The sequence below is a fragment of the Sphingomonas sp. genome, from assembly GCF_025353885.1.
Lineage (GTDB): Bacteria > Pseudomonadota > Alphaproteobacteria > Sphingomonadales > Sphingomonadaceae > Sphingomonas_O.
In genome coordinates, this window is sequence record NZ_JANXNX010000005.1 from 55,670 (window position 1) to 70,549 (window position 14,880).

The 14,880-nt window shown below is 62.6% G+C and carries 10 protein-coding genes and 1 pseudogene; 4 read left to right on the forward strand and 7 right to left on the reverse strand.

All coding sequences use genetic code 11. The features are described 5' to 3' along the window. Positions 1 to 109 precede the first annotated feature (109 nt). Both Q0R02_RS00545 and Q0R02_RS00550 read left to right on the forward strand, forming a co-directional pair. Entirely contained in the window at positions 110 to 1,330 is a 1,221-nt protein-coding gene (locus Q0R02_RS00545; protein ID WP_293879875.1) for an NADP-dependent isocitrate dehydrogenase, read from the forward strand. Positions 1,331 to 1,439: 109 nt separating this feature from the next. Continuing rightward, on the forward strand, positions 1,440 to 3,200 hold the full coding sequence (locus tag Q0R02_RS00550; RefSeq protein WP_293879877.1) for a cation:proton antiporter: 1,761 nt from the start codon (positions 1,440 to 1,442) through the stop codon (positions 3,198 to 3,200). On the opposite strand, the gene alaS is transcribed toward Q0R02_RS00550, so the two are convergent. From alaS to dapA, 6 genes are all read right to left on the reverse strand, one after another. Further along, positions 3,192 to 5,858 (reverse strand): alanine--tRNA ligase, encoded by a 2,667-nt coding sequence (gene alaS, locus Q0R02_RS00555; RefSeq protein WP_293879879.1) that lies wholly within the window; start codon positions 5,856 to 5,858, stop codon positions 3,192 to 3,194. The genes Q0R02_RS00550 and alaS overlap by 9 nt on opposite strands. Positions 5,859 to 5,983: 125 nt before the next feature. Then, positions 5,984 to 7,084 carry a recombinase RecA gene (gene recA, locus Q0R02_RS00560; RefSeq protein WP_293879881.1) on the reverse strand — a complete coding sequence of 367 codons (1,101 nt, stop codon included), beginning with the start codon at positions 7,082 to 7,084 and terminating at the stop codon, positions 5,984 to 5,986. A gap of 116 nt (positions 7,085 to 7,200) precedes the next feature. Then, positions 7,201 to 9,576: a response regulator gene (locus Q0R02_RS00565; RefSeq protein WP_293879883.1), complete on the reverse strand. Its 2,376-nt coding sequence runs from the start codon at positions 9,574 to 9,576 to the stop codon at positions 7,201 to 7,203. After that, on the reverse strand, positions 9,569 to 10,165 hold the full coding sequence (locus Q0R02_RS00570; RefSeq protein ID WP_293879885.1) for a DUF2062 domain-containing protein: 597 nt from the start codon (positions 10,163 to 10,165) through the stop codon (positions 9,569 to 9,571). The genes Q0R02_RS00565 and Q0R02_RS00570 overlap by 8 nt, the downstream gene beginning before the upstream one ends. Next, positions 10,162 to 10,644, reverse strand: a complete 483-nt coding sequence (gene smpB / locus Q0R02_RS00575; RefSeq protein WP_293879887.1) for an SsrA-binding protein SmpB — start codon at positions 10,642 to 10,644, stop codon at positions 10,162 to 10,164. The genes Q0R02_RS00570 and smpB overlap by 4 nt, the downstream gene beginning before the upstream one ends. Then, positions 10,644 to 11,519 carry a 4-hydroxy-tetrahydrodipicolinate synthase gene (dapA, locus tag Q0R02_RS00580; RefSeq protein ID WP_293879889.1) on the reverse strand — a complete coding sequence of 292 codons (876 nt, stop codon included), beginning with the start codon at positions 11,517 to 11,519 and terminating at the stop codon, positions 10,644 to 10,646. Before dapA ends, smpB begins: the two co-directional genes overlap by 1 nt. A gap of 137 nt (positions 11,520 to 11,656) precedes the next feature. Between dapA and Q0R02_RS00585 the strand changes: the two genes are divergently transcribed. Beyond that, positions 11,657 to 13,630, forward strand: coding sequence for a lytic transglycosylase domain-containing protein (locus tag Q0R02_RS00585; RefSeq protein WP_293879891.1), 1,974 nt, complete (start codon positions 11,657 to 11,659; stop codon positions 13,628 to 13,630). Further along, a pseudogene (locus tag Q0R02_RS00590) lies at positions 13,627 to 14,103 on the forward strand (GreA/GreB family elongation factor); the annotation flags it as partial. The gene Q0R02_RS00585 and the pseudogene Q0R02_RS00590, both read left to right, overlap by 4 nt. On the opposite strand, the gene Q0R02_RS00595 reads toward Q0R02_RS00590, so the two are convergent. Further along, a complete protein-coding gene (locus Q0R02_RS00595; RefSeq protein ID WP_293879893.1) occupies positions 14,097 to 14,867 on the reverse strand; it encodes a polyphosphate kinase in 771 nt (256 codons plus the stop codon). The pseudogene Q0R02_RS00590 and the gene Q0R02_RS00595 overlap by 7 nt on opposite strands. Positions 14,868 to 14,880: the final 13 nt, after the last annotated feature.

Genomic DNA, 14,880 nt, shown 5'->3' on the forward strand with positions numbered 1-14,880 from the left:
GTCCGCTTTTGTAGAGAGGCCGACCGGTCAAGACAATGCACGTGGTTGATTGCCCGGGCACTGGCCTCTAACGACGGCGCAAATTCCATCCCCACGGAGCGCGCGTCTTATGGACAAGATCAAGGTAAAAAACCCCATCGTCGAAATCGACGGCGACGAGATGACGCGCATCATCTGGCAGTGGATACGCGAACGCCTGATCCTGCCATACCTCGACATCGACCTGAAATATTACGATCTTGCTGTCGAAAACCGCGATGCTACCGACGATCGCGTGACCGTGGAGTGCGCCAACGCAACGAAGCAATATGGCGTCGCGGTCAAGTGCGCGACGATCACACCCGACGAGGCGCGCGTTGCCGAATTCAACCTGAAAAAGATGTGGAAGTCGCCGAATGGCACAATTCGCAACATCCTCGGTGGCTGCGTATTTCGCGAACCGATCGTCATCAAGAATGTGCCCCGGCTGATTCCGGGCTGGACCGATCCCATCGTCATCGGTCGCCACGCGTTCGGTGACCAGTATCGCGCGACCGATTTCCTGGTTCCCGGCCCCGGCAAGCTGCGGCTCGTGTTCGAGGGCGACGATGGCACGGTGATCGACGAGGAAGTGTTTCAGTATCCGTCAGCGGGCGTTGCTCTTGCGATGTATAACCTCGACGATTCGATCCGGGATTTTGCGCGCGCCAGCATGAACTACGCGCTCGGACGCGGCTGGCCGCTGTATCTGTCGACCAAAAACACGATCTTGAAGGCCTATGATGGCCGCTTCAAGGACCTATTTCAGGAAGTTTTTGACGCGGAATTTAAAACGCAATTTGCCGATGCCAAGATCGTATACGAGCATCGCCTGATTGACGACATGGTCGCATCAGCACTGAAATGGTCGGGTAAGTTTGTCTGGGCCTGCAAGAATTATGACGGCGACGTGCAATCAGACCAGGTCGCACAGGGCTTCGGTTCGCTAGGGCTAATGACCTCGGTCCTGCTGACCCCCGACGGCAAGACAGTTGAGGCCGAAGCTGCGCACGGCACCGTCACGCGCCATTATCGCATGTACCAAGAGGGCAAGGCGACCTCGACCAACCCAATCGCGTCGATCTTCGCATGGACAGGTGGCCTTAAATATCGCGGAAAGTTCGACGATACGCCCGATGTAATCAAGTTCGCCGAAACGCTCGAGCGCGCCTGCATCTATACCGTTGAACAAGGTGGAATGACCAAGGATCTGGCGATCCTAATCGGACCAGACCAGCCCTGGATGACGACCGAGCAATTCTTCGAGGCCATTCGCCAGAACCTCGAAAATGCCATGAATAACTGGAAGTAAGGTACAGGCGGGGAGCGGCAAGCGTCGTTTCCCCGCTGCGATGTATTGCATCGCGATATATTTCTCTACCTGCCCTGCCGTGATCGCAAAAGTCGCGCTAGGTTAGGGCATGAGCACCGGAACCCTTTCCGCCGCCGCGAGCGACGCCCTCGTAATCCTGGGCGCGGCGGGAATTGTCATTCCGGCCTTCGCCAGGTTCCGAATAACGCCGATCATAGGGTTCATTCTGGTTGGGATACTGGTTGGCCCCTTTGGCCTCGGTGCTCTAGACGGTCGTTTTCCCTGGCTGTTCTATTTCTCGATTACCGATCCGCATGCGGTAGAGCCCTTTGCCGAACTCGGTATCATATTGTTGCTATTTTCCATTGGGTTGGAACTGTCCTTTCGCAGGCTGTGGCTAATGCGAAGGCGTGTCATCGGCTTTGGTGCCACCCAGTTGATCGGGTCGGCCACCCTGATTGCCTGCATATTGTTGATAACGCGAGAGCCAGGTGATGCGGCATTGGGTCTCGGTGTTGCGCTCGCGCTGTCATCGACGGCGCTGGTCCTGCCGATGGCGGGCACCACCAGCGCGGTCGGCAAGCTGGCCTTTGCAATGCTGTTGTTCCAGGATCTCGCGCTGGTTCCGATCGTCTTCACGCTCGGCGCACTGGGAGGGTCGGCGGCGGGCTTCGATGGTGTAATGCGGCTGTTGATCGGTGGTGGCGCGACCGTTGGCGCAATGCTGATCGCTGGACCCTTTGTCCTGTCCCGCCTGTTTGCGCAGGCGGCCCGCACCAAGACCCCCGAATTATTCCTGTCGGCTAGTCTGCTGGTCGTCATTTTGGCCAGCGTCGCGACCGTATCGGTCGGACTTTCCCCCATCGTCGGCGCATTGGTTGCGGGATTGTTGATCGCCGAAACCGATTATGCGCATGAAGTCGAATCGGTCGTAGCGCCGTTCCGTGGGCTGGCGCTCGGTATTTTTCTGATCACGGTCGGGATGAGTCTGAACCTGCCGATGGTACTGGCCCGGTGGCCCGCGCTGCTGGCGGCGATTACGGGCGTGGTGGTTATCAAGGCAGTTGTGACAACGCTGGCCCTGCGGGTCGGTGGAGTCCGGGGCGGGGTCGCGGTCGAAACCGGCGTCCTGATGGCCAGCCCCTCTGAGACCACGCTGATCGTGCTCGGTGCAGCGGCCACGGCGGGGTTGATCGCCCCCGATGCCGCCGCTTTCTGGCAGGTTGTGACAGCAATCGGACTGACGATCACGCCACTGCTGGCATGGGGCGGGCATGAATTCGCACGGCGCACCGAATGGCGTGACGTGCCCGCCGCGAGCGCAGAGCCAGTGGCAGCGTCGGGAACGATCATCATCGGCTATGGCCGCGTGGGTGAAATGGTCGCCGCGATGCTCGACAGGCACAATTTGCCATGGCTCGCCGTGGAGGCCGATGTCGACATTATTACGACCGCACGGCGTGCTGGCAAGCAGGTCCGCTTTGGCGACGCCGGTCGCGAAGGCGTGCTGGAGGCGCTCGGCATAGAAAGCGCGTCAGCGCTGGTGATGACGATGGATGATCCCGTTCAGGCGGTGCGGCTCGTACGTCGGCTTAGCAAGGCGCATCCCGACCTCACCATCGTCGCCCGCGCGCGCGATCCCGAACATGCGGGCGAGCTTTATCGGGCCGGGTGCACCGATGCCGTCCCGGAAACGCTTGAGAGCTCGCTGCAATTGTCCGAAGCGGTGCTGGTCGACCTGGGTGTTGCTATGGGTCCGGTGATCGCGTCAATCCACGAAAAGCGCGATGAACTACGCGCCCAGATCAAGGATTCGGGTCATCTCGATGTGCTGCCACGGCTGGGTAGCCTGCGCGCCCGATCATGCTGAAACGGTCATTGTCTCGGCGAGCGCACGAGCGGCCTGAATGGCGAGCGCGGCCGCTTCCTGCCCCCCTGGCCCGCCGCCCTGGGCCATGTCCGGGCGCCCGCCGCCACCCTTGCCGCCGCCTGCAAGGACTCCCGTTTGGACGATCTGAACAGCGCTGAGCCGGTCGCTCACGTCAGGGGTGACAGACGCGACATAGGTGTTTGCGGCTGGATTGCTGGCCACCAGAAATACGAAGCCCGATGTGATCAGCGCGCGTTTTTCGTCTGCAAGCGATTTCAACTGCTTGCCGTCCAGCCCCTCGAAAACCTGGGTCAGGACTTCCAGGTCGCCGATCTTGTCCGGTGCGGTCGCGGTGCTGACGGTACCGCCACCTCCCAGCGCCAAGGCCTTTCGGGCTTCGGCAAGTTCTTTTTCCAACTTGCGGTGGGCGTCGATCAGAGCTGCGACACGGGCGGGGACATCGTCGGGAGCCGCTTTGAGCGCGGACGCGACTTCCTTCAGGCGATCCTCACGCGCGGTCAGCCATAGCCGCGCGGCCTCTCCGGTAAATGCCTCGATCCGGCGGATACCCGATGAGACCGCGCTTTCCGAAACAATCTTGAATAGCGCAATATCGCCGGTCGCATCGACATGCGTTCCGCCGCAAAGCTCGACCGAGTAATGACCGTCCTCGCGCGTCCCCATTGACAGGACGCGGACCTCCTCACCATATTTTTCGCCGAACAGCGCCAGCGCGCCGGCAGCAACGGCATCGTCGGGGGTCATCAGGCGCGTCGTGACCGCTCCGTTATCCCGGATGCGCGCGTTCACTTCGCGTTCGATGACGGCAATGTCGTCGCTCGACAGCGCGGTCGAATGCGAGAAGTCGAAGCGCAGGCGATCGGCGGCAACCAGGCTGCCCTTTTGCGAGACATGGCCCCCGAGCCTGTGGCGGAGCGCGGCGTGGAGTAGATGGGTCGCGCTGTGGTTGGCGCGCAACTGGTCGCGGCGCTGGACGTCGATGCGCATATGGATGGTATCGCCAACCTTGATCGTGCCGCTGTCGATCATCGTGTGGTGGGTATGGAGGCGACCGAGTTGCTTGCCGGTGTCGGTGACCCGCGCGGACATGCCTTCATCGCTGGTGATCGTCCCCGCGTCGCCCGCCTGCCCGCCGCTTTCACCGTAGAAGGGTGTCTGGTTGGTCAGGATGATAACGCTGTCCCCGGGGTTTGCCGTTTCAATCTTCGCGCCGTCCCTGATAATGGCAACAACCTGGCCGTCGCCGGTCTCGCTGGAATATCCGGTGAATTCCGTCCCGCCGAGCGTGTCGGCAATGTCGAACCAGATGTCGGCAGAGGCGGCGTCGCCCGACCCTTTCCAGGCGGCGCGCGCGGCGGCTTTCTGGCGGCCCATGGCTTCGTCGAACCCGGCCTTGTCGACGCCGATACTGCGACCGCGCAAGGCGTCCTCGGTCAGGTCATAGGGGAAACCATAGGTGTCATAGAGCTTGAAGGCGGTTTCGCCGGGGAGCGTGTCACCCTGCCCCAGCGTTGCGGTGGCATCGTCGAGCAGCTTCAACCCGTTATTGAGCGTCTGGCGAAAACGGGTCTCCTCTTGGAGCAGCGTCGCTTGAATGAGCGGCTGCGCGCGGACCAGTTCAGGATAGGCGCTGCCCATTTCGGCGACGAGCGATGGGACCAGCCGGGACATCAGCGGCTCTGCCGCGCCAAGCAACTGAGCATGGCGCATGGCGCGGCGCATGATGCGGCGCAGGACGTAGCCGCGGCCTTCACTGGCGGGCAGGACGCCATCGCCGATCAGGAAGCTGGAGGCGCGGAGGTGGTCGGCGATGATGCGGTGCGACGACTGGGTGTCGCCGGTGATAGCGGTCCGGGTGAGATTACCCGATTCGGCGATCAACGCGCGGAACGTGTCGGTGTCATAATTATCGTGGACGCCCTGCATGACGGCGGCGATCCGTTCGAGGCCCATGCCGGTGTCGATCGAGGGTTTCGGCAAGTCGAGGCGCGGACCGCCGGCAACCTGTTCGTACTGCATGAACACCAGGTTCCAGATTTCCACGAAGCGATCGCCGTCTTCATCGGGGCTGCCGGGCGGACCACCGGCAATATGGTCGCCATGGTCGTAGAAGATTTCGGAGCACGGCCCACAGGGACCGCTGTCGCCCATCGCCCAGAAATTATCCGAAGTTGCGATGCGGATAATGCGGTGATCGGGCAGGCCCGCGATCTTTTTCCAAAGGTCGAAAGCCTCATCGTCGGTGTGATAGACGGTAACGGTAAGGCGGTCGGGGGCAAGGCCCCAGTCCTTGGTCAGCAACCCCCAGGCGAGGGCGATCGCGCGTTCCTTGAAATAGTCGCCGAACGAAAAATTGCCGAGCATTTCAAAAAAGGTGTGATGTCGGGCGGTATAACCGACATTGTCGAGATCATTGTGCTTGCCGCCCGCCCGAACGCATTTCTGGCTGGACGTCGCGGTCGTGTAGTTCCGGTTTTCGAGGCCGGTGAAGACATTCTTGAAAGGGACCATCCCGGCGTTGACGAACATCAACGTCGGATCGTTGTGCGGCACGAGCGGCGCTGAATTGACGCGCTCATGACCTTCCCCTGCGAAATAGTCGAGGAACGAGCGGCGAATGTCGTTGGTCGATGTCATGGACAGCGATGTAGGGAAGACCGCTGCACTTGGGAAGGCGGACGCACTGGGAAACACTGACACTAGAGTCGCAGGATTCGCTCTAGATCGGCAAGAAAGTTACGCGAACCCTGCTCATTGATCGCTCATTCGGCATCGTCGTCCTCGCTGGGGCCAACCATCAGTTCCTCCGCAACCTTGTCGGTGCGCTGGCGGATGGCCTTTTCGAGGCGGTCGGCGACTTCGGGATTGTCCTTCAGGTAAGTCTTCGAATTCTCGCGACCCTGCCCGATGCGGATCGAATCATAGCTGAACCAGGAACCCGACTTTTCCACGATTCCGGCTTTCACGCCAAGATCGAGGATTTCGCCGGTCTTTGAAATACCCTCGCCATACATGATGTCGAATTCGACCTGCTTGAACGGTGGCGCAACTTTGTTCTTGACGACTTTCACCCGGGTAGTGTTGCCGACGATATCGTCGCGCTCCTTGATCTGGCCGGTGCGGCGGATGTCGAGCCGAACGCTGGCATAGAATTTCAGCGCATTGCCGCCGGTCGTCGTCTCGGGCGAGCCGTACATCACCCCGATCTTCATGCGGATCTGATTGATGAAGATGACCGTGCACCGTGAACGGCTGATCGACCCGGTGATTTTGCGCAGCGCCTGGCTCATCAGGCGGGCTTGCAGGCCGACATGACTGTCCCCCATCTCACCCTCGATTTCGGCCCGCGGCACAAGTGCGGCGACCGAATCGATTACCAGCACATCGACCGCGTTCGATCGGACTAAAGTGTCGCAAATCTCAAGCGCCTGTTCGCCGGTGTCCGGCTGCGAAACGATCAGCTCGTCGATATTGACGCCAAGCTTCTTGGCATAGGATGGGTCGAGCGCATGTTCGGCGTCGATGAACGCCGCCGTGCCACCAATTTTTTGCGCCTCGGCAATGGCATGGAGGGCGAGGGTGGTCTTGCCCGACGACTCAGGCCCGAAAATTTCGATAACCCGGCCGCGTGGCAGTCCACCGATGCCAAGGGCGATGTCGAGTCCGAGCGAACCCGTCGAGACCGCCTCGATCTCCATCTTTTCACGGCTGCCCAGCTTCATCGCCGAACCCTTGCCGAAAGCGCGGTCGATCTGCGCCAATGCCGCCTCGAGCGCGCGCGCACGGTCGCTTGATTCTGCTTTTTCCGCTTTGTCTGTCTTGGATGCCATATCGCTGCCGATGACTTTCAACTGAGCTGCCATGTCGTCGTTCCCTCGTAGCCGTTATGCGCATCCGGTCAACGCGCTGATTGGCTTCGTATCCGGTTTGTTCCATAAGAACAAGAGTAGAACGAACTTATTTCACTGGTGCCAATCGATCAGGAGGCAGACGCCGATCGTCCCGCCAGCGCGTCGCGCGCTGCCTCTGCCAGCTGCTTCACTGAAAATGGCTTGGGCAGGAATGCAACCCGGTCAATCTGGATCGATTTGCGCAACTGTTCCTCGGCATATCCCGACATGAACAGGATGGGCAGATCCGGAAAGCGTTCGCGGGCGTGGCGGACAAGGGTCGGGCCGTCCATTGTCGGCATCACGACGTCGGAAATCAGCAGGTCGATCGGCGTCCCCTGCCCCAGTATCTCGAGCGCCTCCTCGCCATGCGACGCCGTCAGCACGGTATAGCCATGCCGGGTCAGCGCGCGTTCGGCGACGGTCCGCACCATGTCCTCGTCCTCGACCACCAGGACGGTGCCATGCCCCCACAGGTCGGCGGGCTTTTCGACCCTGACCGGTGCGTCGACCGGCGCCAATTCCTCGGCCTTGTGAACGGGCAGGTAGATGACGAAGCTGGTGCCGACCCCCTCCTTTGAATCGGCGAAGATAAAGCCATTCGACTGTTTGACGATGCCATAGACGGTCGACAGGCCCAGCCCAGTGCCCTTGCCGACCTCCTTGGTGGTAAAGAACGGCTCGAACACCTTGGACAGGATTTCAGGCGGGATGCCGGTGCCAGCGTCGCTCAGCCGCAGCGCCGTGTAGTCAGCGACCGGCATGATGTCGCTGCCCAGCTTGCGGACGTCGGCTGCGGATACGGCATAGGTCTGTAGCGTCACGGTGCCGCCGTTGGGCATGGCATCGCGCGCATTGACCGCCAGGTTGACGATGACCTGTTCGAGCTGCCCCGGGTCGGCGCGCACCGACCCCAGGGCCCGCCCATGATTGACCGAAAGCGTCACCGTTTCACCCAGCAGCCGCTGGAGCAGATGCGAAACCTCTGCGATGACGTCGGGCAGTTGCAGGATTTGCGGACGCAGCGTCTGTTGCCGCGAAAAAGCAAGCAATTGCCGCGTCAGCCCCGCCGCACGGTTCGAATTGATGCGGATCTGGGTGATGTCGTCGTAGTCGCTGTCGCCCGGCGTGTGGCGCATCAGCATCAGGTCGCAATGGCCGATGATCGCGGTCAGGATATTATTGAAATCGTGCGCCACCCCGCCCGCCAGCTGGCCGACCGCCTGCATCTTGGTGGCCTGCGCAACTTCGCGCTTGAGACGCGATTCTTCGGTATTGTCCTTGAGGCTGAGCAGCACGGCCGCCTCGCCCAGCCCGCGGGCACCTGCCATCGTCAGCGCGACAGGCTCGTCGGGGCGATCGCGCAGCCGGACCGACAAATCACCCGAACTCGACTGTCCCGAGGCAAAGCGGCGGACGGCATCGGCAACCGCGGTCTTGTCGTCGCGAATGACCAGGTCGCCAGGATAGACCGGGGTGGACCCCGCCGCGACATTGGCAGCGCGCACGAATGCCTGGTTCATGTAGAGGAACCGCCCGTCGCGGTCGGCGAGCGCAAGACCCAAAGGCAACATTGCCAGCAGTTTCTGCAGGGGCACGTCGGCACCCTCCCCCGCCCGCAAGCTGTCGTCGTCGATCAGAGCCACCAGTTGAGGCCCGTTCTCGACCTCGGTCTCGACCGGAATCGTGAACAGGCGCAGCGGGGTGCCGAGCGGTCCCTCCAGCTTGAAGCGCGTCTGTCCGTGGCTGTCTGAGGACAACAGGCTGGCCAGGTCGCGCCCCGCGATCGGAGCCTCTACGCGACCGGTGGCGCGCTTGATCATCGGGCGATTGGCAGCGCGGACACGGCCTTCGCTGCCGATCAGCGCCAGCATGACTCCCGCTTCGCCCATGCGGTCGCCCCAGACGCCGTCGATCACCTCCGACGGGTCGAACCGGGCAGCGGAGCCCGAAGCCGCGCTGAATCGCCAGATCAGGCAATCCTGTGCGGCGCCGGCGCGGACGATGTCGACATCGAGCACCCGCCCGTCGCGCCTGATGCCTGCTGCGTGGGCATCGCCGTCCCGCCATGCCGAACGTCCGGCGGCGGTCAGCGCATTTACGCCTGCGCCATCGACGGGCAGGCCGGGCGGTGCCGCCGGCCCCCCGAACATCCGGTCGTGCGCGTCGTTGGTGCAGACCAGCCGCCCCTGCCGGTCGGTAATGGCGATAGCGGTGCCGCCCTGTTCGGCGGCCTCGCGCACCAGCGACCAGTCGACCGACTGCGCGTTTGTATCGGCTGCGGGCGGATAAAGCTGTCGGAACAGCAGCAACAGCGCCGCCGCGCAGACGATCGTGCCGCCGAACCCCGCCGCGATTGCCGCAGAACCCGTCGCATGCAGGATAGCCCACGCTGATAATATAGCGGCTGCGGCGACGATGGCACCGACTGCGCGATTGCGTTTCGATTGGCGTCGGTCAGCCATTCTTCGGCCCGGCCCCACCAGCCATGATCGGGCCGCGATCGTGCCGGCCCCGCCATTTGCGCGCCATCCGGAACCGCCAGATTAGGCTGACAAGAACGTAACCGACCACGCCGGCGGCAATGGCGAGCACGACGCTGCCCAGCGCGATCTCGCCCGACGTCTTCAGGACGACACTCAGCCAGCCGTGGACCGAACTGCCCGCCTGCGCTGCGACGTGCACGGCCGGGTTGATGTGGTTCAAGCCGATCAGAAACCGGCCGATCGAACGTTCAAGGGGAAAGATGACGATCCATGTAATAGGGTTCGACACGACCGTCGTGCCCGCCGCGATCAGCACATTTGCACGGAGCGGGATGGCGAGGAGAGCCGCGATGATCGTGTGGGCAAAGGGCACGGCAAGCCCGGCGAACAGGCCCAGCGCAACGCCACGCGGCACCGACCGCCGGTTCAACCGCCACAGACCGTTATTGAGCAGATGGGGCGCGAACGGGGCCAGCCAGCGATTGGCGGCGATCGTCTCGCGAGTCGGCAAATGGCCATGCAGCCAGGTCCCGGCCCTCGCGAAAAAGGGCGGCGGGGGCGTCGTCACCCCTTGTCCCGAAGGATGCGCGCCGCATCGCGTTTCCAGTCCTTTTCCTTTTCGTACTCGCGCTTGTCCTGATGCTGGCGACCCTTGGCCAGCGCCAGTTCGATCTTGGCCCGGCCCCGGCTGTTGAAATAGATCGACAGCGGGACCAGCGTCATCCCCTTGCGCGAGACGGCGTTGTATAATTTGGTGATCTCGCGTTCGTGCAACAGCAATTTGCGCGGGCGTTTCGGCTCGTGGTTTTCGCGGTTGCCGTGGCTGAACTCGGGGATAGTCGAATTCACCAGCCAGACGGTCTCGTTCTTCACCTCGGCATAGCTTTCGGCGATCGACCCCTCGCCAAAGCGCAGCGACTTGACCTCGGTGCCGGTCAGCATGATGCCCGCCTCGACGGTGCTTTCGATGGCATAGTCATACCGCGCGCGCCGGTTTTCGGCGACGGTCTTCACCTTGTCGAATTCGGGATGACGGGGCCGTGCCATCAGACCAGGCCGGCCGCCTCCAGCGCGGCGTCGACGGCACGGCGCGATGCTTCCGACGGGGGAGTCATCGGCAGGCGCAGTTCAGCACTCACTTTACCGAAGACCCTGCTGAGGGCGTATTTGACTGGACCGGGCGATGCATCGCTGAACAACGCGGAATGAAGCGGAAAGAGCCGGTCGTTGATGGCAAGCGCGGATTTCCAGTCGCCGCTTGCGCAGGCCGCCTGGAATTCGGCACATAATCTAGGTGCGACGTTGGCGGTGACCGAAATACAGCCGACACCACCGCTGGCGTTAAAGGCGAGTGCGGTTTCGTCATTGCCCGACAGCTGGATAAAATGGTCGCCACAACCCAGCCGTTGCGCGGTGACACGGCCCAGCACGCCGCTGGCGTCCTTGATGCCGACGACGGTGGGCAGTTCGCTGAGGCGCGCCATCGTTTCGGGCAGGATGTCGGTGACGGTTCGCCCGGGAACATTATAGACGATGATCGGCAGGTCGCTGTGCTGCGTCAGATGTTCGTAATGCGCAAAAATGCCGTCCTGGTTGGGGCGGTTGTAGTAAGGGGCCACGACCAGTGCGGCATCGGCGCCGGCCTTGGCGGCAAAGGCCATGTGGCGGACGGCAGTGGCGGTATCGTTCGACCCGCAGCCCGCGATGACGGGCACGCGACCCGCCGCCACTTCGATGCACAGTTCGATGACGCGGTAATGTTCTTCGTAGGACAGGGTGGCACTTTCGCCGGTCGTGCCACAGGGAACGAGCGCGTCGGTGCCACTGGCGATCTGCCAGTCCACGAATTCGTGAAAGGCGGCCTCATCGAGCTTACCGTCACGAAAAGGCGTCACCAGTGCCGGAATCGAGCCGGAAAACATCGCATTAATCCTTCACCAAACTGCGGCCACGCGGCATAAGCGCAATCATGATGATCATGAAGCCGTATTCGCAAGCGCCCTATTATCGGCACCCGTATTCAGCGCCTGATAAGGATGCGTGTGGCAGAATGTCCAGCATGACGAAGATAATTGCCACAGGAATGGTTTCGACGATTGCGCTGTTCGCGGCTTTTCCGGCGGCGGCACAGGATTTGATGGCCCCGCCCCCGCCGCGTTCGTTCGTTGCACCGAGCAACGCGGGCCTGTCCGATGCGCTGGCGCAGTGGATGGCGATCCGCCAGTCGGAGTCGTTGCCGTTTTCGTCCTATGCCGACTTCCTGCTGCGCCATCCCGGCTGGCCCGGAGAGGCAGCGCTTCGCAAGGTAGCGGAGCGCCAGTTGCGGCCTGACAGTGTGTCTCCGTCGCAGGTGCTCGCGTATTTCGCGCGTTACCCGGCGCAGTCCCCTTCTGCCGCCCTGCGCTATGCCGAGGCGCTGGAGTCTACCGGACAGCGCGATGCGGCCCGCGACATGGCGCGGCGGGCCTGGACGACCGGGCCATTGTCGCTTGACGACGAACAGCGGTTGCTGGCGCGCTTCGCCGGTGCCTTGACACAGCAGGACCAGGACCAGCGCACCGACCGGCTGCTATGGGCACGCTCGACGGCCAATGCGTCGCGGCAGATGGCGCTGTCCTCGCCCATCCGCCAGCCGATCTTCGACGCGCGGATTGCGATGCAGGGCCGGACGCCCGATGCATTTACCAAAGTCTCGCTGACGTCGGACAGCGCGCGGGGCGACGCCGGCTATCTCGCTGATCGGGCGAACTGGCTGCGGGCAACTGGGCAGGAGTTTGCCGCCCGCGCGCTGCTCGCGGCGCCGCGCCGCCTGACTTATACGCCGCTCGACCCCGACCGCTGGCTCGACACGCTTTACAGCTTTGCCAAGGGCGCGGCCGATGCCGGGTCATGGCAGGTCGCTTACGACATTGCGCGGCAGGTCGACGACACTTACCCAGCAGGCACCGTGATCCGCGACCGCCCGTTGAGCGAGCGCGACGACTATACCAATCTGACGTGGCTGGCGGGGACCGCGGCGCTAAATCGCCTCGGCCGTCCTGCCGATGCGATCGCGCTGTTCGACAAATATTCGCAGGCCGCGCGGTCGCCGCAGACGCAGGTCAAAGGCATCTACTGGGCCGGGCGCGCCGCCGAAGCCGCCGGACGTCGCAGCGAAGCCGATGGCTATTACCGCCGCGCCGCCGCTTATTTCGACCAATTCTATGGTCAGCTTGCCAACGAACGGCTGGGCACGGCACTCACCATCCCCCCCGTCACGCGCACCATCGAAATTTCCGCCAACGAGCGCGATGCTTTTTTCGGGCGCGAGATCGTGCGCGCGGCCAGCTATCTCGGGTCAAGCGGCGACTGGGCCAGCCAGAGCCTGTTCGTCCGCGCCATTGCCGCCGCAGCAGAAACCGACAAGGATCATGTGCTGGCATCCGAGCTGGCCGTCCGCATCAACCGCCCCGACCTTGGCGTGATGGTGGGACGCAGCGCGGGAATTAACGGCCTGCGTGACTATGTCCGCACGGGCTTTCCCATCGTGCCCGTGACGCCTGAGAACCAGCCAAGTTGGACGATGATCCACGCCATCGCCCGACAGGAAAGCCAATTCGACCGCAAGATCGTCAGCCGGGCGGGCGCTCGCGGCCTGATGCAGTTGATGCCCGGCACGGCCCGCGATGTCGCTGGCAAGACCGGCGTTGCCTATAATGCCGCCAGCCTCGACGACCCCACCTTCAATGCCTCGCTCGGGTCATGGTATTTCGGGCGGCTGATGGATCGCTACAGCGGTAATTATGTGCTGTCGGTCGCGGCCTATAACGCCGGTGCCGGGAACGTGAACAAATGGTTGGCGGCAAACGGAGATCCGCGCGCGCCGGGGGCCGACGTGCTGGCATGGATCGAGGCCATTCCGTTCAAGGAAACCCGCGACTATGTCCAGCGGGTCCTGGAAAACGCTGTGGTTTATGACCTGCTGAACCCGCGCGCAGGTTCTGCCAGGCGCAATCCGCTGTCCACCTATCTCGGCAAGTCGAACCCCGGTTGACCGAACGCAGCAACCCGATAACGCCCGCTGGATTTGCCGCGATGCAGGCCGAATATCACCAGTTGATGAGCATCGACCGCCCCGCCATCGTCGAAATTGTCAGCTGGGCCGCCGGGAACGGTGACCGATCGGAAAACGGCGACTATATTTATGGCCGCCAGAAACTGCGCGACATCGATCGCCGCGCCGGTTTTCTGGCCCGTCGCATGAAGGCCGCGCAGGTGATCGATCCAGTGCACCAAGAAAACCGCACCCGCATCTGGTTCGGCGCGACGGTCACTATTGTTGATCCGGAAAACAATCAACGCACCCTGACACTGACCGGCGATGACGAAAGCAATGCCAGCGCGGGTCAGATCGGCTGGTCCTCCCCCATCGCCCGCGCCCTTCGCGGGGCTGCAATCGGCGACCTCAAACGGGTGCAACTCCCCGGCGGCGAGGTCGAATATGAAGTCGTCGCGATCGGTTACCCGAACGCAGCCTTTGCCAGCGCCAGTACTTCGGGGTCCGCATCGACGGGCTTCATATCGACCCCCGCCTCCAGTCGGTCCGCCACATAGGTCATTACCGCGATCCGGGCAGACTTCTTGTCATTCGCGTCAACGACTTTCCATGGAGCCCAGCGCGTATCGGTGCGCTCGAACATCGTGTGATAGGCCTTTAGATAATCGTCACGCCGCGCCCGGTTGCGATAATCGTCCTTGCCGGTTTTCCAGCGTTTCCAGTGACAGTCGAGCCGATCCTTGAAGCGGCGGTCCTGCTCCTTCTGGGTGATGTGCATGAACAGTTTGATCAGCGTGACGCCGTTGTCCTTCTGCTGCGCCTCGAACTCGTTGATCTCGTCATAGGCGCGCTTCCATTCGGTCTCGGTGCAAAAACCCTCGACCCGTTCGACCAGCACGCGTCCGTACCAGGTCCGGTCGAAGATGTTGATTTCGCCCTTTGCCGGAAGCCCCTTCCAGAACCGCCACAGGAAGTGCCGCTCGCGCTCCTCGGCGGTCGGGGCACCGATCGGCCAGACCTCATACCAGCGCGGATCCCACGACGCCGTAAGCCGAGCGATCGCGCCGCCCTTACCGCTCGCATCCCATCCCTCGAAAGCGATGATCGCAGTCCTGCCATGGTTGATATACGCCGCCTGTATTCGCGCCAACCGTTCGGTCAGCGCCTTAAGGTCGTCGCCATAGTCGCCGTCGTAATCGGCGCCCTTTTCAAAGTCGGCGAGGTCAATAGCCATCTGGCGAGGTTAG

Bases quoted from the DNA above. Each gene is read 5' to 3' on its own strand.
- recA (WP_293879881.1), bottom strand. From the start codon at position 7,084: ATGGCAGCTCAGTTGAAAGTCATCGGCAGCGATATGGCATCCAAGACA.
- alaS (WP_293879879.1), bottom strand. From the start codon at position 5,858: ATGACATCGACCAACGACATTCGCCGCTCGTTCCTCGACTATTTCGCA.
- dapA (WP_293879889.1), bottom strand. From the start codon at position 11,519: ATGTTTTCCGGCTCGATTCCGGCACTGGTGACGCCTTTTCGTGACGGT.
- Q0R02_RS00595 (WP_293879893.1), bottom strand. From the start codon at position 14,867: ATGGCTATTGACCTCGCCGACTTTGAAAAGGGCGCCGATTACGACGGC.
- smpB (WP_293879887.1), bottom strand. From the start codon at position 10,644: ATGGCACGGCCCCGTCATCCCGAATTCGACAAGGTGAAGACCGTCGCC.
- Q0R02_RS00550 (WP_293879877.1), top strand. From the start codon at position 1,440: ATGAGCACCGGAACCCTTTCCGCCGCCGCGAGCGACGCCCTCGTAATC.
- Q0R02_RS00545 (WP_293879875.1), top strand. From the start codon at position 110: ATGGACAAGATCAAGGTAAAAAACCCCATCGTCGAAATCGACGGCGAC.
- Q0R02_RS00565 (WP_293879883.1), bottom strand. From the start codon at position 9,576: ATGGCTGACCGACGCCAATCGAAACGCAATCGCGCAGTCGGTGCCATC.
- Q0R02_RS00585 (WP_293879891.1), top strand. From the start codon at position 11,657: ATGACGAAGATAATTGCCACAGGAATGGTTTCGACGATTGCGCTGTTC.